Annotated in this window: 17 protein-coding genes; 11 read left to right on the top strand and 6 right to left on the bottom strand. The window is 66.5% G+C overall.

Features of this window, described 5'->3' with window-relative positions:
• Positions 1 to 467 precede the first annotated feature (467 nt).
• From TSA1_RS16810 to ku, 6 genes are all read right to left on the bottom strand, one after another.
• Positions 468 to 2063 (bottom strand): MBL fold metallo-hydrolase, encoded by a 1596-nt coding sequence (locus TSA1_RS16810; RefSeq protein ID WP_100177331.1) that lies wholly within the window; start codon positions 2061 to 2063, stop codon positions 468 to 470.
• Positions 2064 to 2151: 88 nt separating this feature from the next.
• A complete protein-coding gene (locus tag TSA1_RS16805; RefSeq protein WP_100177330.1) occupies positions 2152 to 3693 on the bottom strand; it encodes a thymidine phosphorylase family protein in 1542 nt (513 codons plus the stop codon).
• Positions 3694 to 3910: 217 nt separating this feature from the next.
• Positions 3911 to 4075, bottom strand: a complete 165-nt coding sequence (locus TSA1_RS16800; RefSeq protein ID WP_097662975.1) for a Flp family type IVb pilin — start codon at positions 4073 to 4075, stop codon at positions 3911 to 3913.
• A 187-nt stretch (positions 4076 to 4262) separates the two neighbouring features.
• Positions 4263 to 4445, bottom strand: a complete 183-nt coding sequence (locus TSA1_RS16795) for a hypothetical protein (protein ID WP_100177329.1) — start codon at positions 4443 to 4445, stop codon at positions 4263 to 4265.
• Between the two features lie 171 nt (positions 4446 to 4616).
• Positions 4617 to 4853, bottom strand: a complete 237-nt coding sequence (locus TSA1_RS16790; protein WP_100177328.1) for a hypothetical protein — start codon at positions 4851 to 4853, stop codon at positions 4617 to 4619.
• A 57-nt stretch (positions 4854 to 4910) separates the two neighbouring features.
• Positions 4911 to 5888: a non-homologous end joining protein Ku gene (gene ku / locus TSA1_RS16785; protein ID WP_100177327.1), complete on the bottom strand. Its 978-nt coding sequence runs from the start codon at positions 5886 to 5888 to the stop codon at positions 4911 to 4913.
• A gap of 236 nt (positions 5889 to 6124) precedes the next feature.
• Here ku and TSA1_RS39705 point away from each other — a divergent pair, with 236 nt between their 5' ends.
• From TSA1_RS39705 to TSA1_RS16735, 11 genes are all read left to right on the top strand, one after another.
• On the top strand, positions 6125 to 6280 hold the full coding sequence (locus TSA1_RS39705) for a hypothetical protein (protein ID WP_174718932.1): 156 nt from the start codon (positions 6125 to 6127) through the stop codon (positions 6278 to 6280).
• A gap of 231 nt (positions 6281 to 6511) precedes the next feature.
• Positions 6512 to 7177 carry a response regulator transcription factor gene (locus TSA1_RS16780; RefSeq protein ID WP_018315821.1) on the top strand — a complete coding sequence of 222 codons (666 nt, stop codon included), beginning with the start codon at positions 6512 to 6514 and terminating at the stop codon, positions 7175 to 7177.
• A gap of 94 nt (positions 7178 to 7271) precedes the next feature.
• Complete coding sequence (locus tag TSA1_RS16775) at positions 7272 to 8648, top strand: sensor histidine kinase (RefSeq protein WP_100177326.1); 1377 nt, start codon at positions 7272 to 7274, stop codon at positions 8646 to 8648.
• Positions 8649 to 8809: 161 nt separating this feature from the next.
• Positions 8810 to 10210 (top strand): hypothetical protein, encoded by a 1401-nt coding sequence (locus TSA1_RS16770; RefSeq protein ID WP_100177325.1) that lies wholly within the window; start codon positions 8810 to 8812, stop codon positions 10208 to 10210.
• Between the two features lie 99 nt (positions 10211 to 10309).
• Positions 10310 to 10579, top strand: coding sequence for a hypothetical protein (locus tag TSA1_RS16765; RefSeq protein WP_100177324.1), 270 nt, complete (start codon positions 10310 to 10312; stop codon positions 10577 to 10579).
• Positions 10580 to 10710: 131 nt separating this feature from the next.
• Positions 10711 to 11814: a c-type cytochrome biogenesis protein CcmI gene (gene ccmI / locus TSA1_RS16760; protein WP_100181170.1), complete on the top strand. Its 1104-nt coding sequence runs from the start codon at positions 10711 to 10713 to the stop codon at positions 11812 to 11814.
• Positions 11815 to 11851: 37 nt separating this feature from the next.
• Entirely contained in the window at positions 11852 to 12397 is a 546-nt protein-coding gene (gene ccmE / locus TSA1_RS16755; RefSeq protein WP_100181169.1) for a cytochrome c maturation protein CcmE, read from the top strand.
• Positions 12394 to 14376, top strand: a complete 1983-nt coding sequence (locus TSA1_RS16750; RefSeq protein ID WP_100177323.1) for a heme lyase CcmF/NrfE family subunit — start codon at positions 12394 to 12396, stop codon at positions 14374 to 14376. Before ccmE ends, TSA1_RS16750 begins: the two co-directional genes overlap by 4 nt.
• A 4-nt stretch (positions 14377 to 14380) precedes the next feature.
• Positions 14381 to 14863 (top strand): cytochrome c-type biogenesis protein, encoded by a 483-nt coding sequence (locus TSA1_RS16745; protein WP_100177322.1) that lies wholly within the window; start codon positions 14381 to 14383, stop codon positions 14861 to 14863.
• Positions 14864 to 14991: 128 nt separating this feature from the next.
• Positions 14992 to 16335, top strand: coding sequence for a methyl-accepting chemotaxis protein (locus tag TSA1_RS16740; RefSeq protein ID WP_100177321.1), 1344 nt, complete (start codon positions 14992 to 14994; stop codon positions 16333 to 16335).
• 222 nt (positions 16336 to 16557) lie between these two features.
• Positions 16558 to 18135: a Do family serine endopeptidase gene (locus TSA1_RS16735; RefSeq protein WP_100177320.1), complete on the top strand. Its 1578-nt coding sequence runs from the start codon at positions 16558 to 16560 to the stop codon at positions 18133 to 18135.
• Positions 18136 to 18356 lie beyond the last annotated feature (221 nt).

Here is an 18356-nt window from a genome sequence, read left to right as displayed (position 1 = left end):
GGGGCAATAGTGCATCGCTCCCCGGGGAGAGCACGAAGGACACCGTGAAAACCATCGCGCAGGGAAGGCCGGGCGACCGGCAACACCTGTCGTCCACCCCGTGCGCGCTTCTTTCGCACGCGGGACTTCGGGTGCCAGCCGGCGCCCGGCCTTCCCTGCGCCCTTGCTTTCAGAGGGTGCAAGACCAATGCAAAGCTCGGGCAGAACACGCCGCGAGAATAAGCAATCACGTCCATCGCCCAACAACGGGCTCGTGCCCCGGACGCAGCGCAGCGCGCCCCCGGCGATGCGAAGCATCGTCCGGTGCGGCGTGGTGCGCTGCAGAGCCGGGGCCCATGCGTGAGCGGAACGTGCAGCCTGCTGGGTCCCGGCTCTGCGCAGCAGCGTAAGAACGCTGCAGCGCGTCCGGGACACGAGAGAGGCGCGTCTCAGGCGCCGTCATTGCGCGCGCAGCGATTGGCCCCCCGCTACGCCTTCTCCTCCAGCGCCCGGCGCAGCCGCCGGATGATGACGCCGCGGGCGCGGTCGTCGGCGGCGGCGCCGATCCTGTCGTTGATGTCGAGCATGAGCTCGGACATCTCGTTGTGCCAGTCGAGACGGGTGACGGCCTCCGGCGCGAGGCGGCGGCGATGATCGACATCGCGCACGCGCGGTTCGGGCGCAGCGAGCTCGTAGATGTCGTCCAGCATCGGCTGGTAGATCCTGGCCGCCGGAATGATACGCCCGGCGACGCGTGCGGCGAGGCCTGCAATCGCGCCTTCCTCGCCGTGGACCAGGAACAGCCCGCGCGAGATGGGCCGGCGCGCCGCGATCCAGCCGGCCATGCCGGCGCCGTCCGCATGGCCCGAATATTCGTCGATCATGCGGATGCGGGCCGCGACCTTGATCTCCTCGCCCTGGATCCGCACGGCCTTGGCCCCGTCCTGGAGGAAGCGGCCGAGCGTGCCGTTGGCCTGGAAGCCGGCGAGCAGCACGGTCGCGCGCTCGTTCCACAGCCAGCGCTTCAGATGATGGCGGATGCGGCCGGCATCGCACATGCCGCTCGCCGCGATGATGATATGGAATCCGGACAGGCGCATGATCGCCTTGCTCTCGTCCGCGGTCTCCGTGAATTTGAGATGCGGCGAGTTGAGCAGGCGCGCGGCATCGACCGACGGGTCGAGGCTCTCGGTATGGCGGCGGAACACTTCGGTGGCGCGGATCGCGAGCGGAGAGTCGAGGAAGATCGGTGCGGTCGGAATCTCGCCGTGCTCCATCAAATCGACGAGATCGACGATCAGCTCCTGGGTGCGCTCGACCGCGAAGGCGGGCATCAGCAGCGCGCCGCCGGCGCTTGCTGCCTCGCGCACCTCGGCTGCGAGATGCTGGCGGCGAAGGGCAGGGGTCGTGGCCTCGCGCACGCGGTCGCCATAGGTCGATTCCGAGATGACGTAGTCGAAATCGGTCGGCGCCTCGGGATCGGGCTGCAGCAGCTTGGCCTCCGGCCCGACGTCGCCGGAGAGCAGCACGCGCATCGGCCGTGCCGCGCCCTGTTCGGCGATCTCGAGCTCGATCGAGGCCGAGCCGAGCAGATGGCCGGCGTTCCAGTAGCGCGCGCGGACGCCGGGGATGACGTCGGTCCAGCTTTCATAATCGACCGCGCGAAACGATTGCAGCGACGCGATCGCATCGGACTGCGTGTAGATCGGCTGAACCTCCTTGCGCCCGCGCGAGGCGTTGCGCCGGTTGAGCTGGGTGACTTCCGATTCTTGGATGCTGCCGGCGTCGGGCAGCATGTAGGAGCACAGATCGATCGTGCCGCGCGTTGCCAGGATCGGCCCCTCGAAGCCAGCGCGCACCAGCTTCGGCAACAGGCCGCTGTGGTCGATATGGGCGTGCGTCAGCAGCACGGCGTCGATATCGGCGGGGCGGAACGGAAAGGCGCCGTAGTTGAGCTCCTTCAGCGTCTTCTGGCCCTGGAACAGGCCGCAATCGACCAGGAAACGGCCCGTTGCGGTCTGGAACAGGTAACTCGACCCGGTCACGGTGCGGGCGGCGCCGCAAAATCGGACGGTGATGCTCATGGCGTCGTCTCCGGAAGATGGGTGGTCAGTTCGGATCGCAACGCGGCTGCGAGACTCTCGTCGGCCAGTGTCTGGAGCGCGATCGTGCTCACGACGCTGACTTGCCCTGGGGGGCCTCGTGACCGTTGACGACGTAGCCGCTCTCCCCGGTGGCGGCATCGGCCGCCAGATCGTGTTCGGGACGGTCGAAGGTGTAGACCCGATAGAGCGGCTCGCCCTGCTCGACGCGGTCGCCGATCTTCTTGAACAGGCGGATGCCTGCGCCCTTGTCGAGCGGCGCGCCGGCGGTGCGGGCGAGGCGGTTCAGACGCAGGCAGTCGATCGCGGACACGATGCCGTCATGCGCCGCCTTGACGTCGAAGCTGAGCGGTCCGAGCTCATTGCTGCAGGTCGACGGGCCCTGGGCATCGATGATCTTCTGCATCTGCTTCAGCGCCGCGCCGCTGTCGAGCAATTCGCGCGCCCGGGCGTAGCCGGCGCCGCCGCGCAGCTTCGGATCATATTCCAGGAGGTGAGCGGCGAGCCGCAGCGATTTCTCGCGCAGATCGCGCGGCGCATCCTTGTCGTTGCCGAGCACGGCCATGACGTCATTGGCCTCGAGCACCGGCCCGATGCCGTTGCCGATCGGCTGGCTTCCGTCGGTCATGATCACCTCGACCGAGCGGCCAAAGCGGTCGCCGACGAATTCGAACAGCTTTCGCAGCCGCATCGCCTCGACGCCGCTGCTGACCTTCGCGGTCGGCCCGACCGGAATGTCGATCAACAGATGCGTCGAGCCTGCCGCGATCTTCTTGGACATGATGGAGGCGACCATCTGCTCGCGGGTATCGAGGCTCAGCGGACGTTCGACCGAGATCAGGACGTCGTCGGCCGGCGACAGGTTGACGTGCCCGCCCCAGATCAGGCAGCCGTTGCAGGCCGAGACGATCGCCTTCATCTCCTCGACGCCGACATTCACCCGCGCCAGCACTTCCATCGTGTCGGCAGTGCCCGCAGGCGAGGTGATGGCGCGCGAGGAAGTCTTCGGGATCGGCAAACCATGGGCGGCGACGATCGGCACCACCACCATCGAGGTGCGGTTGCCGGGAATGCCTCCGATGCAATGCTTGTCGACGACGACGGGGGTCGGCCACACCAGCTGCGTGCCCGCCTGGGCCATCGCCCCGGTGAGGGCGAGCAGTTCGTCGCTGGTGATGAAGCTTGCCGAGCCGATCAGGAAGGCGGCGATCTCCATGTCCGAGTAGCGATAATGCGCGAGGTCGTTGATGATCGCGCCGATCTCGGCCTGGCTCAGGGTTCGCCCGTGAATCTTCGCGCGCACCGCTTCAAGGCTCTCCGGCGGCGAGGCGGGCCTGACCGTCACATGCGTGCCCGCGCCTTGCGCGAAGCGGTGGAATGCGGGTTCAGAGAGGCCGATCTCGTCCGGGGAGACCAGCGTGTCGTCGTCCGTGATCAGCAGCGTCGCCAGCAGGACCTTGTCGCCCTGGCGAAGCTCGACGCGGCTGAAGCCGCGGAAGATCTCGGCACGCAGCGCCTTCGATTGCCTGGAGAGGACGACGACGTTCTCGCGTCCGGTATCGAGCCGGACGCGGCGGATTTTCAGTTGGGAGTGCGGAAGCTCTGGAGACATGGACGGACCGGCAGAGAGGAAACTCGGTCTCCATGCTTAGACGTCGCGGTCGCGGTGCTGTTGACCCAGATCATGGCCGGCGAGACCTGCTTGCCGGTGTGTCTTGCCGGTGTGTCTTGCCGGTGTGTCTTGCCGGTGTGTCTTGCCGGTGTGTCTTGCCAGTGTGTCTTGGCGATGTTGCCGGCGCCGGATGGCCGCATGCCGCCGGGCCGGGCGGTTACTTCGTGGCGGCGTCGATCGAGTTGAACTTGTTGTTGAGCAGGGCGCCGCCCGTGCTGTTCACGACGGTGACGATCGCGAGCGCGATGCCGGCCGCGATCAGGCAATACTCGATAGCGGTGGCTGCTTGTTCGTCGGCAAGAAAGGACCTGAGCAATGCCATCGTCAACTCCCGTTCGTCCGTCCAATGTATGCGGCGCCGTTTGCGAAATGCAGAAATCGATTCACGAAGTCTTCGCCGGGGCGCGTCAAAGCACTGGCGCGCTAGCCCCGACCTCTGGCGTTATATGCTGCCATTCGTTGACTTAAGGTTTCGTCACTCAATTTGGCCGGATTTGACGGGGTCTTTTTCAGGACCCGGCCGAGCCGCCGGGTGCGGCCTTGCCGGGGCGCCTCAGCACGGCGGCGAGGCGGCTGGCCAGATAGCTCATCACGCGCGGCTGCCACTGCACGGCGCCGTCGGTGAGGCGTTCGTCCTCGGTCGTGTCGCTGACGAGGCCGATATAGTTCTTCCTGGCGTCCTGCTTCTGCATGGCGTGGCAACCCTGGTCCAATCGAGGGCGGGACCTTGGTCGGCGCGAAGGCAATCAACGGTTAATTTTGTCTTCCGTAGGATTACGCGGTGCCTCGCCCATGCCGGGCGGCCGCCGAAGATGGCTGCGCGGTTTAACGGATTGTTGAGGCTATGGACCTGGCGGGCGGGCTCATTTGCGATTCCTGTCCGCGTTCAGCGCCCGCAGCATCGCGATGCGGGCGAACATCGTCCAGCCGCCGCCTTGCTCCGCCGCGTTGATCAGGGTCTCGATCGCGGTCTGCCAGTGGCCGGCGTGCTGCACGTCCTCGGGCAGCTGCATGATGTGATCGGCCGCCTGCTGCAGCGTCTGCAACCGGCGTCCGCCACGCAAGGAAATCGGATCGTCGAATGCCGCGGACCAGGGCATGTCAGGCCGACTGACGGGCGCGGGGAGACGTCACGGTGCGATCGCGCGTGCGTGCCGCTAGCCGGCCTTCTTCGTCCGCGCCGGCGCGCGCGCCGGCTTGTCGGCGGCCTTCCTGGGCGCGGTCGCGGCCTTCGCCGCGGCGTCCTTGCCGCCCTTGCCCGATATCGGCAGCAGCATCTCGCGCTGGCCCTCGACGCGCTTCTTGGGCTTCCTGGCCTTGGTCTCCTTGACAACCTTCGCCGCGGGCGCGGTGTCCTTCTCGTTGGCGATGCTCTTCTTCAGCGCATCCATCAGATTGATGACGTTGCCGCCGCTCTTCGGCGTCGTCTTGGCCGCGATCGGCGTCCCAGCGCGCTTCTTGTTGATGAGATCGATCAGCGCGGTCTCGTAATGGTCCTCGAACAGCTCGGGCTCGAACGCACCGGACTTCTTCTCGACGATGTGCCTGGCGAGGTCGAGCATGTCCCTGGTGAGCTTCACGTCCTGGATGTCGTCGAAATACTCCTTCTCGCTGCGCACCTCGTAAGGATAGCGCAGCAGCGTGCCCATCAGCCCGCTATCGAGCGGCTCGAGCGCGATGATGTGCTCGCGGTTGGTCAGCACCACGCGGCCGATCGCGACCTTGTCCATGCTGCGGATGGTCTCGCGGATCACCGCATAGGCGTCGTGGCCGACCTTGCCGTCCGGCACGAGATAATAGGGGCGGATCAGATAGCGGTTGTCGATGTCGGCCTTCGGCACGAACTCGTCGATCTCGATCGTGTGCGTGGAGTCCAGCGCGATGTCGTCGAGCTCGTCCTTGGTGACCTCGATATAGGTGTCGGTGTCGACCTTGTAGCCCTTGACGATGTCCTCGGATGTGACCTCGTCACCGGTCTCGGCATCGACCTTGAGGTACTTGATCCGGTGCCCGGTCTTGCGGTTGATCTGGTTGAAGGAGACCTTCTCGGTATCCGAAGTGGCCGGATAAAGCGCGACCGGACAGGTCACGAGCGACAAACGCAGAAAACCCTTCCAATTGGCGCGGGGGGCCATGGGCTACTCCAAACGCAACAGGGACAGACTTAAGAGGATACCATCGGGGAACACCGAATCATAGCAAGGCGGGACATTGAATCCTGCAACTGCGTTAACCGGCCGCGGGACGCGAGGTTGCGGCCCGATGGGGTGGCAAATGCCGGAACATCAACTCGGATCGGGCGTTGGCTCGGCATACACGGCTGCGAGGAGGTCGCGGTCATCGGAGGCGACATCCAGAGATTGAGGGCATCATGGCAACCACGCGAGAGCAGCATCAGATCGTCGAAACGGCAACCGAGGCGCGCCAGGGCGAACCTGGGCCGTCCGTTGCCGCACTGCTCGCCATCTCGACCGGGCTTGCGATCCTGATCCTCGCCGTCATCTGGTTCGTGTTCTTCCGGACCTGACGGCCGAATTCACGGGAAGGGCGGACCTTCCGAGGCGCCGCTTGACGCGGCCACATTGCGCCCGTCCTGCTCCGGCTCGTCCGGTTGCAGGGCGGGCGCAGTCGCGTTCGCCGCGAACACGTCGTATATGACCAAAAAGTAACGCGGCCGGGTTCCCGGCGTTCATATTCAGTTCACGCCGGAATTGCTCATCTGGTGCAGTGTTGATGCGGCCAATTTCTGGAGAGAAGCGTGCGCCTGCTCGTTGTTGAGGACGACCCCGATCTCAATCGCCAGCTCACCAAGGCGCTGACCGACGCCGGCTACGTCGTCGATCGTGCCTTCGATGGAGAGGAGGGGCATTATCTCGGCGACAACGAGCCGTATGATGCCGTCGTGCTCGACATCGGCCTGCCGAAGAAGGACGGCATCTCGGTGCTGGAGGCCTGGCGCCGCAACGGCCGCACCATGCCGGTCCTGATCCTCACCGCGCGCGACCGCTGGAGCGACAAGGTGCAGGGTTTCGACGCCGGCGCCGACGACTATGTCGCAAAGCCGTTCCACCTCGAGGAGGTGCTGGCGCGCATCCGTGCGCTGCTGCGCCGCTCGACCGGCCATGCCCAGAGCGAGCTCAGCTGCGGTCCCGTCACGCTCGACACCCGGACCGGCCGGGTCAGTGTCTCCGGCAATCCGGTCAAGATGACCTCGCACGAATATCGGCTTCTGGCCTACCTCATGCACCATTCCGGGCGCGTGGTGTCGCGCACCGAGCTGGTCGAGCACCTCTACGACCAGGACTTCGATCGCGACTCCAACACCATCGAGGTGTTCGTCGGCCGCATCCGCAAGAAGCTCGACGTCGACATCATCCAGACCGTCCGTGGCCTCGGCTATCTCCTGACCCCGCCGGCCGCTTGAGGCGTCCCGGGGCTTGACGGGCCGCCCGACAGGGGCCTTGGTCCGGTCATGACCTCTGACGCCCTGCCGTCCTGCGCCTTCCGGGATCGTTCCGATGGCCGCTAGCTCACTTGCCAACCGGCTATTCCTGTCGGCGACCGCCTGGCTCGTGGTGATCCTGGCCATCACCGGCGTGGTGCTGTCGTCGGTCTACAAGAACGCCACCGAGCGCGCCTTCGACCGCCGGCTCAATCTCTATCTCCGGACCCTCATCGCCGAGGTCGCCACCCCCGACGAGCCGCCGGACCGCCAGTTCCAGTCGCTGGGCGAGCCGCTGTTCGAGCTGCCGCTGTCGGGCTGGTACTGGCAGATCACGCGGACCGACACCGAGAAGCCGGAAGTGCGCTCCTCGCGATCGCTCTGGGACAAGAAGCTGCCGAAGCTGGAGGAGCAGGGCACCGAGCTCACCGCCGCCGGCATCCGGCTCGCTTACGTCGACGGGCCCGAGGGGCAGAACCTGCGCATGGTCGAGCGTCCCGTCGATCTCGGCGCCGACGGCAAATTTCTCGTCAGCGTCGCCGGCGACGACACCGAGATTTTCGACGAGACGCGCAGCTTCGACTATTATCTCGGCGGCACCTTCACCGCGCTCGGCATCGTCCTGCTGCTCACGACCGTATTCCAGGTCCGCTTCGGCCTCGCGCCGCTCAAGCGCATCTCGGAATCGATTGCCGATATCCGCTCGGGACGGGCGGAGCGGCTGGAGGGCGAATTCCCGGTCGAGATCGCGCCCCTGGCGCGCGAGACCAACGCGCTGATCGATGCCAATCGCGAGATCGTCGAGCGCGCGCGCACCCATGTCGGCAATCTCGCCCATGCGATCAAGACGCCGCTCTCGGTCATCGTCAACGAGGCCGGCAGCCATGCCGCCGAGCCGTTCGCGGCCAAGGTGATGGAGCAGGCGGATGTGATGCGCGACCAGCTCGCCCATCACCTGGAGCGCGCCCGCATCGCGGCGCGTGTCTCGATCGTCGCGACCGTGACGGAGGTGGCGCCCGCCATCGAGGCGCTGCGGCGGACCATGGAGAAAATCCATCGCGATCGCGGCATCGTGGTCGAGGCCAAGGCCGATCCGTCGGCAAAATTCCGCGGCGAGCGCCAGGATCTCGAGGAGATGGTCGGCAATCTCGTCGACAATGCCTGCAAATGGGCGGCCTCGCGCGTCTTCATCGAGGTCCTGGTGGAGACGCCGCACCAGGCGGGGGGCGGCCCGCGCCTACGGATCATCGTCGATGACGACGGCCGCGGCCTGTCGGAAGCCGAGCGTGCCCAGGTCTCCCGGCGCGGCCAGCGGCTCGACGAGTCCAAGCCCGGCTCGGGGCTGGGGCTGTCGATCGTGACCGATCTCGCCGCGCTCTATGGCGGCAGCCTCTCGCTTGGCGGCGCGCCGACCGGCGGCTTGCGCGCCGAGCTGGTCCTTCCGGGAGTGTAACGCATTGCCAAGACTTGGCTTTTTGTCCTCGCTGGGGCCCCGGTCCAAGCCAGGTGAAGGGATTCGGTCCCACTTGCTAAACGGCTTCTTAAGTGGGCCCCTCCTATGATCGCACCGGACACATCCCATGTCCGCCATTTTACCGTGCATTACCCGGGCGCATGAGCCAGACATCGATCGAGCGGCTGAGGGAATATCTCGCGCAGCTCCCGCCGCAGTCGCAGGCGCTGCTGATGCGGGAGTTCGAGCGTGCGCTCGAGCGCGGCCAGGACACGGCCGTGGCGACCCTCGTGCTCGAGCAGCTGCGCAAAATCGTCCGCAAGAGCGAGGCCGATGAGGCCCCGCCGCCACGCACGGACGATCTGTCGCGGCTGTTGTTCCAGGTGCTGGAACCGTTCCTGGTCGAAGCCGGCGTCCCGACACGGGTCGGCCAGATCCGCCGCTCCTCGTTGCAGCCGATCTGGCAATGGCTCGGCCGCGACGGCGCGCCGGACAAGGTCAATGAATTCGAGGCCGCGCTGGCGCGCATGCCGGCCGACAGCGCCGGGCAGGTCGAGGCCCTGGCGCAGAAGCTCCAGGCGGTGGCTGCCGATGCCATTTTCGAGCTGACGGGTCCCGGCGGCGGCGACAAGTCGCGCGCGCTGGCCCGGGTCGGCCCGCCCAACGTGATCGAGGACCTCTATTCGATCGGAGCGGTGCTGCAGGTCCGGGAAGCCATCGCGAGCCTGATCGAGAAGCTGCCGCGCACCTTGCGCGCTTTCGGCGATTCCCAGATCGCCTCGGTGACCTCCGCGCTCAACATTCCGGTGCTGCAGACCCCGCAGATGCTGCCCTTCGCGCTGTCGATCGTGGCGCAGCGGATGACCGCGCCGTGGCAGATCATTCGCCTCGCCATCAAGATTGCTGCCTCCGACGACGAGATCCGCGTCGCAGCGACGCCCTATGGTGTCGCGGTCACGATGGCGCTGCATGATCTGTCCTGCGTCGCCGCCGCCTTGCGCATGGACATCAAGCGCGGCCATTTCGACAACGTTGCCGGCAATCTCAAGACGTTGCACGACGGCGTCCGGGGCCTGCGCACCGAGCTCGACCTGCGCAACGATTCCGCCTGGGGCAAGCAGCTGACCTCGATCCGGGCCGACATCTCCAATGCGCTGCAATCCGAGATCGACAGCGTTCCCGGCCGCGTCCGCCGCATCCTGCGCCAGCGCCCCGAGAAGGACATTCCGCCGGGCGCGCGGATCGACGGCACCGAGGTCGAGGAAACGGCGGCGCTGATCGATTTCGTCGCGACCTGCCGCAACTATGCGAGCGAGCTTGCGATCAACGAGGTGACGCTGCGCACCTATTCCGACCTGCAGCAATATGTCGAACGCTCGACCGAGCAGCTGGTGCAATCTCTGCGCGCCGCCGATCACAAGGTCCGCACCTACAGGCAGCAGCAGGTGCAGGCCGCGATTCGCTTCTGCCAGGTGCTGTTCGGTGATGACTATGCCTCGCTGATGAGCCGGGCCGCGGAGAACGCAGCTACCGGCGAGCGCAAATCGTCGCGGGCAAGCTGATCCGAGCGCATATTTTCGTGATCACAATTTGAGGTTGACGGTGTAGGTCGCGCACCGTACGGTCCCGTGCAAGTCCGGGGAACTTCCATTTGTGGGCGCATGAAACCCGTTATCAGCTCCATCGAAATTGAGAACCGCGTCATCGTTGCCAAGTATCAAAGACTGATGGTCGGCGCCAAAGTGGTGCTGGTCGAGAAGGCAAGCGGTCGACAGGTGTCCGAGACAATCACGAGGGTTGCGTCGCCGGTTCCGGTCGGTGCGCTGCGCATCAGATTGCCGGATGCGGTCGCGCCGGGAACATACTTCCTGAAGGCCTTCAACGGCCACGGCGAGGACGCCGCGCAAAGTGTGGATTTCGAGATCGGCTAAGCCGTTGGATTTCCACCGTTTCGCGACTGCATGCGGTCGCGCCGAATTGACAATTGTCAATTGCCGCATCGTCCGGCCGTGGTGTAAAGGCACCTATGGGCGCGGTTTGCGCGCTGCCGGAAGCTTGCCAGATGACGCTATGGTTCGTGTTCGCGCTGATGACGGTCGCGGCGATTTTCGCCGTGCTCTTGCCGCTTGGCCGTAGAGCGCGCGCGCAAGACCAGGGCAGCGAGGTTGCGGTTTACAAGGACCAGCTGGCCGAGATCGAGCGTGATCTCGCCGCGGGCCTGATCCCCGCGCCGGACGCGGAGGCCGCGCGCGTCGAGATCAGCCGCAGGCTGCTCGCCGCGGCCGCCAGCGAGCCCGCGGTGGCACCGCAGTCGAATCTCAAATGGCGCCGCGCCGCGGCCGTGCTGGCACTCGCGGGCCTGCCGCTCGTTGCGGCCGGTGTCTACATGCCGCTCGGCTCGCCCAAGCTTCAGGACTTTCCGCTGGCACAACGGGAGCGCGCGCCGGGCAAGGCGCAGTCGCTCGAGAATCTCGTCGAGCAGGTCCAGCAGCATCTGGAGAAGAATCCGACCGACGGGCGCGGCTGGAACGTGCTTGCGCCGGTGCTGGAGCGGCTCGGCCGTTTCGACGAGGCGGTGCGCGCCTATCGCAACTCGCTCGCCTATAATGGCGAGAGCGCGGAGCGTCGGTCCGATCTCGGCGAAGCGATCTCGGCCGCCGCCGGCGGTGTGGTGACCGCCGAGGCCAAGACCGAATTCGAGCGCGCACACGCGCTGGACGCCGACGATCCCAAGGCCAACTACTTCCTGGGCCTTGCCGCCGAACAGGACGGCCGCAAGGACGATGCCGCCAATATCTGGCGCACGCTGCTTGCGAAGGCGCCCGCGGATGCGCCGTGGCGTGCCTTGGTGCAGTCCTCGCTGGTGCGTGTTGCCGGCGGGACGATGCCGGCGCTGTCCGACGAGACGATCGCCGCTTCCAGGGACATGGCCGAGGGCGATCGCAACGCGATGGTGCGCGGCATGGTCGAACGTCTCGCCACTCGGTTGAAGCAGAACGGCGAGGACGTCGATGGATGGCTGCGCCTGGTGCGCGCCTACCTCGTGATGGGCGACCGCGACAAGGCGGTCGGGGCGTCGGCCGATGCCCGGCAGGCCGTTGCCAGCGATGCCGAGCGGCTTCGCCAGCTCAACGATGGCCTCAAGACTCTCGGGCTCGGCGGATGACGATGCCGGAACGAGAGAAGCGGAGAACGGATACGCCATGACGCGCAAGCAGCGACGTATGACCATCATTGGCGGCTCACTCGCCGTGCTCGCGCTCGCCGCCGCGCTGGTGCTCAACGCCCTTCGCGACTCCATCGTGTTCTTCTCCACCCCGACCATGGTCGCCGAGAAGCATGTCGAGCCCGGCAAGCGGTTTCGCCTCGGTGGGCTGGTGCAGCCCGGCTCGCTCCAGCGCGGCGACAATCTCGCGGTGACCTTCGAGGTTGCCGACGGCAACGCCAAGCTGCCGGTGGCCTACAAGGGCATCCTGCCCGACCTGTTCCGCGAGGGGCAGGGCGTCGTCGCCGAAGGCGCGCTCGACGCCAATGGCGTGTTCAAGGCCGATACCGTGCTTGCCAAGCACGACGAGACCTACATGCCCAAGGACGTCGCCGATGCCCTGAAGAAGCAGGGGCACTGGAAGGACGACTACGGCGGCAAGCCTGCTGACAGCGGCAAGTCTTCCAACAGCGGCAAGACGTCCGACGCGGGCAAGCCCGCCGCGACGACCGCGCAGGGCAATCCGCAGGGAGCAGTGCGGTGATCGCAGAATCCGGACATTACGCGCTGGTGCTGGCGCTCGGGCTCGCACTGATCCAGTCGATCGTGCCGCTGATCGGCGCGCGCCTGAACGACGCCGCGCTGATGAACGTGGCGCGCTCCACGGCGCTGGCCCAGCTCCTGTTCGTCGGCGCCTCGTTCGTAGCTCTCGTGATGCTGCACGTGAACTCGGACTTCTCCGTCGCCAACGTCTATGAGAACTCCCACTCGATGAAGCCGTTGCTCTACAAGATCACGGGCGTGTGGGGAAACCATGAAGGCTCGATGCTGTTGTGGGTGTCGATCCTCGCCTTGTTCGGCGGGCTGGTCGCGGCGTTCGGCAACAATCTGCCGCTGTCGCTGCGCGCGCACGTGCTCGCGGTCCAGGCCTGGGTCGCCAGCGCCTTCTACCTCTTCATCCTCGTGACCTCGAATCCGTTCCTGCGCATCGCCAATCCGCCGATCGAGGGACGCGATCTCAATCCGGTGCTGCAGGACATCGGTCTCGCCGTGCATCCGCCGATGCTCTATCTCGGCTATGTCGGCTTCTCGATCTCGTTCTCCTTCGCCATCGCGGCGCTGATGGAGGGACGGATCGACGCTGCCTGGGCGCGCTGGGTGCGGCCGTGGACGCTGGTCGCCTGGATCTTCCTGACGCTCGGCATCGCAATGGGCTCGTACTGGGCCTATTACGAGCTCGGCTGGGGCGGCTGGTGGTTCTGGGATCCGGTCGAGAACGCCTCGCTGATGCCGTGGCTCTCCGGCACCGCGCTGCTCCATTCGGCGCTGGTCATGGAGAAGCGCAACGCGCTGAAGGTCTGGACCATCCTGCTGTCGATCCTGACCTTCTCGCTGTCGCTGCTCGGAACCTTCCTGGTGCGCTCGGGCGTCATCACTTCCGTGCACGCCTTCGCCACCGATCCGACCCGCGGCGTGTTCATCCTGCTGATCCTCTGCCTGTTCATCGGCGGCAGCCTGGCGCTGTTCGCGGGCCGCGCCACGTCGTTGAAGCAGGGCGGCCTGTTCGCGCCGATCTCGCGCGAGGGCGCGCTGGTCCTGAACAATCTGCTGCTCACGGTCGCCTGCGCGGTCGTGCTGTTCGGCACGCTGTATCCGCTTGCGATGGAGATGCTCGCCGACTTCAAGATGTCGGTCGGTGCGCCGTTCTACAACCTCACCTTCGCGCCGCTGTTTGCCATGTTGCTGCTTGCCGTTCCGTTCGGGCCGATGCTGGCGTGGAAGCGCGGCGATCTGCTCGGCGTGACGCAGCGCCTGCTCGCGGCCGGCGTCGCCGGGCTCGTGGCCGTCGCCATCGTCTGGGGCTGGGCGCGCGGCGGCAGTGCGCTGGCGCCGCTTGCGATCGGGCTTGGCGTCTTCGTCATCGCCGGCGCCGTGACCGACATCGTCGAACGCACCGGTCTTGTACGGCTGCCGTTCGCGACGGTGCTGCACCGGGCCCGCGGCCTGCCGCGCTCGGCCTGGGGCACGGCGTTCGCGCATGCCGGCCTCGGCGTGGCGCTGATCGGGATCGTGTGCGAGACCACCTGGAACAGCGAATATATCGCGACGATGAAGCAGAACGGCGTCGCCCAGATCGCCGGCTTCGACGTCAAGCTCGACGGGTTGCTGCAGCGTCAGGGCCCGAACTACCGCGAGATGATCGCCCAGTTCAACGTCAGCCGCGACGGCCAGCCCCTCAGCGTCATGACGCCCTCCAAGCGCAGCTTCACCACCCGCGGCTCGTCGACCACCGAGGCCGCGCTGCTGACGCGCGGCGCGAGCCAGCTCTACATTTCGCTCGGCGATGCCACGGCCGAGGGCGCCATTGCCGTGCGCATCTACTACAAGCCGATGGTGCTCATGATCTGGTGGGGACCGGTGCTGATGGCGTTCGGCGGCGTGCTGTCGCTGTCCGACCGGCGCCTGCGGGTTGGCGCGCCGAAGCCGGCGCGGGCCAAGCAGCGCCTCCAGCCGGCGGAGTGATCCGATGCGCCGGATGATGGTCGCGTTCATCGCTCTGATGCTGCTGGCCGTGCCCGCGGCTCACGCGGTGCAGCCCGACGAGATCATGGCAGATCCCGCCAAGGAAGCCCGTGCGCGCGAGCTGTCGCGCGAGCTGCGCTGCATGGTCTGCCAGAACCAGTCGATCGACGATTCCGATGCGCCGCTGGCGCGCGACCTGCGGCTGCTGGTGCGCGAGCGCATCGGCGCCGGCGACAGCAATTCGCAGGTGCTCGACTTCCTGGTCGCGCGCTATGGCGAGTTCGTGCTGCTCAAGCCGCGCTTCGAGCGGCAGACCGTGCTGCTGTGGCTGCTCGGGCCGCTGCTGCTGATCGGAGGCGGCGTGGCACTGTGGCTGCAAATCCGGCGCCGCGCCCGCAGCGGTGTCGATGTACCAGCACCTCCGCTCACGCCCGACGAACAGGCGAAGCTTGCGGCCCTGATGTCGGACGAGGCCAAATCTACGTAGCGACGCGATGTCGTCCTGGTTACGTAGTCTTACGTAGCCCGCCGGCCCGCTGCCGCGTGGTTCATGGTATTTTGACCTTTGTCTGGAAGCTTGTCGCGAGCTCTCATTCCAGACTCTGAGTCCCTCTGATGTTCGCGAACAGCAATCTGACGATCCGCTTCCTGGTCGGCGCCGTCGTCGCTGCATTATTGTTTCTGCTGGGCATCGGCGGCGGCACCGGCTTCATTGCGGTGCTCTATCTGAATAACGAGATCACCAGCCTGTCGTCGGACTTTGCCGCGCTGAGCGGTCCTGCGCGCGATCACGCCATGCAGACCTATCAGCAGGCGCAGGCCGCGTTCTCCTGGTTCCTGGCCGCCTGCGGCGGGATCGCCGTCGTCGCCTCTGCAATCTGCCTCACCACCTGGTTCGCCGTGCGCAACGGCATCCTCAGCCCGCTGGCGGCGATCGTGCATGCCATGCGCGAGGTCGCCGACCAGAAGTTCGAGACACCCGTTCCCGGACTCGGCCGCACCAACGAGATCGGCCTGCTGGCCGGTGCGCTGGAGGTCTTCAAGACCAACGGCATCGAGCGGCGCCACCTCACCGAGCAGCAGCTGCACGAAGCGCAGCACCAGGCCGAGCGATCGAAATTCCTGGACGAGCGGATCAAGAGCTTCAACGATCTCGTCGCCAGCGTCGTCGACAGCGTGGCGTCGTCGGCCGTGCATCTGAAGAGCAACGCCGAGACGCTGTCGCGGACGGCCAACGACACCAGCACCAAGGCCAATGCGGTCGCGAGCGCCGCGAACCAGGCCAGCGCCAGCGTGCAGACGGTCGCGGGCTCGGCCGAGGAGATGACGAACTCGATCGTCACGATCAGCCGCCGCGTCACGGACGCGACCCAGCGCGCCGAGGGCGCGGCGTCGCAAGCCGAGAAGAGCCGCGACACCATCCACACGCTGTCGGATGCCGCCGACAAGATCGGCGAGGTCGTCCAGCTCGTGCAGGCGATCGCATCGCAGACCAATCTCCTGGCGCTGAATGCCACCATCGAGGCGGCACGGGCAGGGGAGGCCGGCAAGGGGTTTGCCGTGGTCGCCTCCGAGGTGAAGAATCTGGCGCATCAGACCAGCAAGGCGACGGAGGAGATCACCTCCCATGTCGCCAGCATCCAGGGCATCACCGCGGAGACCCGCGGCGCGATCGACGGCATCTCAAAGACGCTGTCGGAGATCTCCTCGATCATGTCCGGCATCGAGGTCGACACCGCCCAGCAGCGCAACGCCACGCAGGAGATCTCGCGGAGCGCCCAGGACGCCGCGCACGGCACCCTCGACGTCTCGAACCACATCACCCAGATCACCTCGACCTCCGCGGAGACCGGCCGCATGGCCACCGAGGCCAGGGATTCCGCGGTCGACCTCTCGCAGCAGGCCGAAACCTTGAAGCGCGAAGTCGACGAGTTCATCGTCAGCGTCAGGGCCAGCTGAGCGCGTCAAAGCACGCCTGACGCGCCGTCACGGGAACCTGCTTAAGTTGCTGTGAGAGCGCAATTTTCAGCCTGCGCTGAACGGCCGCATCCCAGACCCTCCCTTCATTACAAAAGTTTAACCCCGCCGCCAGCGCGCGGTAAGGCGGGAGCCCCCATCTTCAGGTCGGCAAGGTGCTGGCATCCGGCACCAAATGGATTTCAAGGCCCTGGAGATTTCTGCATGTCCGACCGTATCGACCTCTCGAACCTTCCGTCCTACCGGCAGCCGCGCCGGTCGGTGTTCTCCGCGCGCAGGTTCGCGCTGATGGCCTCGGTGGTCGCCGGTCTCGGCGCGGCCGTCTACGGCTTCAGCCCGTCCACTTCGCCGGCCGATCTGTTCTCCAGCCCGGCGCATGCGCAGGTCAACAACGAGGTCCGCAAGGTCGAACGTCCCATCGGCTTCGCCGATATCGTCGAGCGCGTGAAGCCCTCGGTGATCTCGGTGAAGGTCAACATCAAGGAGAAGACCGCGAGCAACGACGACGGCGACGATTCCTCCTCGCCGTTCCAGCCGGGCTCGCCGATGGAGCGCTTCTTCCGCCGCTTCGGCGGTCCGGATGGCTTCCCGGGCATGAAGGGCGGCCGCGGCCGCGTGGTGCAGGGCCAGGGCTCCGGCTTCTTCATCTCGGCCGACGGCTTTGCCGTGACCAACAACCACGTGGTCGACGGTGCCGACAAGGTCGAGGTCACCACCGACGACGGCAAGACCTACACCGCCAAGGTGATCGGCACCGACCAGCGCACCGACCTTGCCCTGATCAAGGTCGAGGGCAGCTCGAGCTTCCCGTTCGCCAAGCTCGCTGACGCCAAGCCGCGGATCGGCGACTGGGTGCTCGCGGTCGGCAACCCCTTCGGCCTCGGCGGCACGGTGACCGCGGGCATCGTCTCGGCGAGCGGCCGCGACATCGGCAACGGTCCCTATGACGATTTCATCCAGATCGACGCGCCCGTGAACAAGGGCAATTCCGGCGGTCCGGCCTTCGACACCAATGGCGAGGTGATGGGCGTCAACACCGCGATCTACTCGCCCTCCGGCGGCAGCGTCGGCATCGCGTTCTCGATTCCCGCGAGCACGGTGAAGAGCGTGGTCGCCCAGCTCAAGGACAAGGGCTCGGTCAGCCGCGGCTGGATCGGCGTGCAAATTCAGCCCGTCACCTCCGACATCGCGGACAGCCTCGGCATGAAGAAGGCCGAGGGCGCGCTGGTCGCGGAGCCGCAGGCCAACGGTCCGGCCGCCAAGGCCGGCATCGAATCCGGCGACGTCATCACCGCGGTCAACGGCGAGACCGTCAAGGACGCCCGCGAGCTTGCCCGCACCATCGGCGGCATGGCGCCCGGCGCGACCGTGAAGCTCAACGTGCTGCACAAGGGCCAGGACAAGGTCGTGAACATGACGCTCGGCCAGTTGCCGAACACGGTCGAGGCCAAGGCCGACAACGACAATGACAGCGGCAAGGGTGCGAGCAAGGGCACCGACGTGCCCAAGCTCGGCATGACGGTTGCGCCCGCAAACTCCGTGGCCGGCGCCGGCAAGGAAGGCGTCGTGGTCACCGAGGTCGATCCGAAGAGCGCCGCGGCCGAACGCGGCTTCAAGGAAGGCGACGTGATTCTCGAAGTCGGCGGCAAGAGCGTGGCGACCGCCGGCGACGTGCGCGAGGCCATCAACACGGCGCGGACCGACAACAAGAACAGCGTCCTGATGCGCGTGAAGAGCGGCGGCCAGTCGCGCTTCGTCGCGGTGCCCCTCGCCAAGGGGTAAGCCTCGGGAAGCCTTGAGATGAAGGGTGTCGCCGGCATCAGTCGCCCCCGCCGCCGGCGCCCTTCGGGGAAGCAGCGTAACGTTCGCTTCCCCCGTCTACCTTCCGGTGGAATTACGCCCCCCTCCGTCGGAAGGCCTAGGGCGGTGAGGTCCCCCCAGCTTCACCGCCCGCCTTTTTCTCCATGCCGGCGTCTCCCACTCGGCTTGCATGCGATAGCCGC

Origin of the sequence: Bradyrhizobium nitroreducens (assembly GCF_002776695.1) — a bacterium.
Taxonomy (GTDB): domain Bacteria; phylum Pseudomonadota; class Alphaproteobacteria; order Rhizobiales; family Xanthobacteraceae; genus Bradyrhizobium; species Bradyrhizobium nitroreducens.
The sequence above is the reverse complement of the archived record's forward strand: the minus strand, read 5'-3'. Positions and strand labels throughout refer to the sequence as shown.

Coding starts and splice junctions, on each gene's coding strand:
- TSA1_RS16810 (WP_100177331.1), bottom strand. CDS start 2,063: ATGAGCATCACCGTCCGATTTTGCGGCGCCGCCCGCACCGTGACCGGG.
- TSA1_RS16805 (WP_100177330.1), bottom strand. CDS start 3,693: ATGTCTCCAGAGCTTCCGCACTCCCAACTGAAAATCCGCCGCGTCCGG.
- TSA1_RS16800 (WP_097662975.1), bottom strand. CDS start 4,075: ATGGCATTGCTCAGGTCCTTTCTTGCCGACGAACAAGCAGCCACCGCT.
- TSA1_RS16795 (WP_100177329.1), bottom strand. CDS start 4,445: ATGCAGAAGCAGGACGCCAGGAAGAACTATATCGGCCTCGTCAGCGAC.
- TSA1_RS16790 (WP_100177328.1), bottom strand. CDS start 4,853: ATGCCCTGGTCCGCGGCATTCGACGATCCGATTTCCTTGCGTGGCGGA.
- ku (WP_100177327.1), bottom strand. CDS start 5,888: ATGGCCCCCCGCGCCAATTGGAAGGGTTTTCTGCGTTTGTCGCTCGTG.
- TSA1_RS39705 (WP_174718932.1), top strand. CDS start 6,125: ATGGCAACCACGCGAGAGCAGCATCAGATCGTCGAAACGGCAACCGAG.
- TSA1_RS16775 (WP_100177326.1), top strand. CDS start 7,272: ATGGCCGCTAGCTCACTTGCCAACCGGCTATTCCTGTCGGCGACCGCC.
- TSA1_RS16770 (WP_100177325.1), top strand. CDS start 8,810: ATGAGCCAGACATCGATCGAGCGGCTGAGGGAATATCTCGCGCAGCTC.
- TSA1_RS16765 (WP_100177324.1), top strand. CDS start 10,310: ATGAAACCCGTTATCAGCTCCATCGAAATTGAGAACCGCGTCATCGTT.
- ccmI (WP_100181170.1), top strand. CDS start 10,711: ATGACGCTATGGTTCGTGTTCGCGCTGATGACGGTCGCGGCGATTTTC.
- ccmE (WP_100181169.1), top strand. CDS start 11,852: ATGACGCGCAAGCAGCGACGTATGACCATCATTGGCGGCTCACTCGCC.
- TSA1_RS16745 (WP_100177322.1), top strand. CDS start 14,381: ATGCGCCGGATGATGGTCGCGTTCATCGCTCTGATGCTGCTGGCCGTG.
- TSA1_RS16740 (WP_100177321.1), top strand. CDS start 14,992: ATGTTCGCGAACAGCAATCTGACGATCCGCTTCCTGGTCGGCGCCGTC.
- TSA1_RS16735 (WP_100177320.1), top strand. CDS start 16,558: ATGTCCGACCGTATCGACCTCTCGAACCTTCCGTCCTACCGGCAGCCG.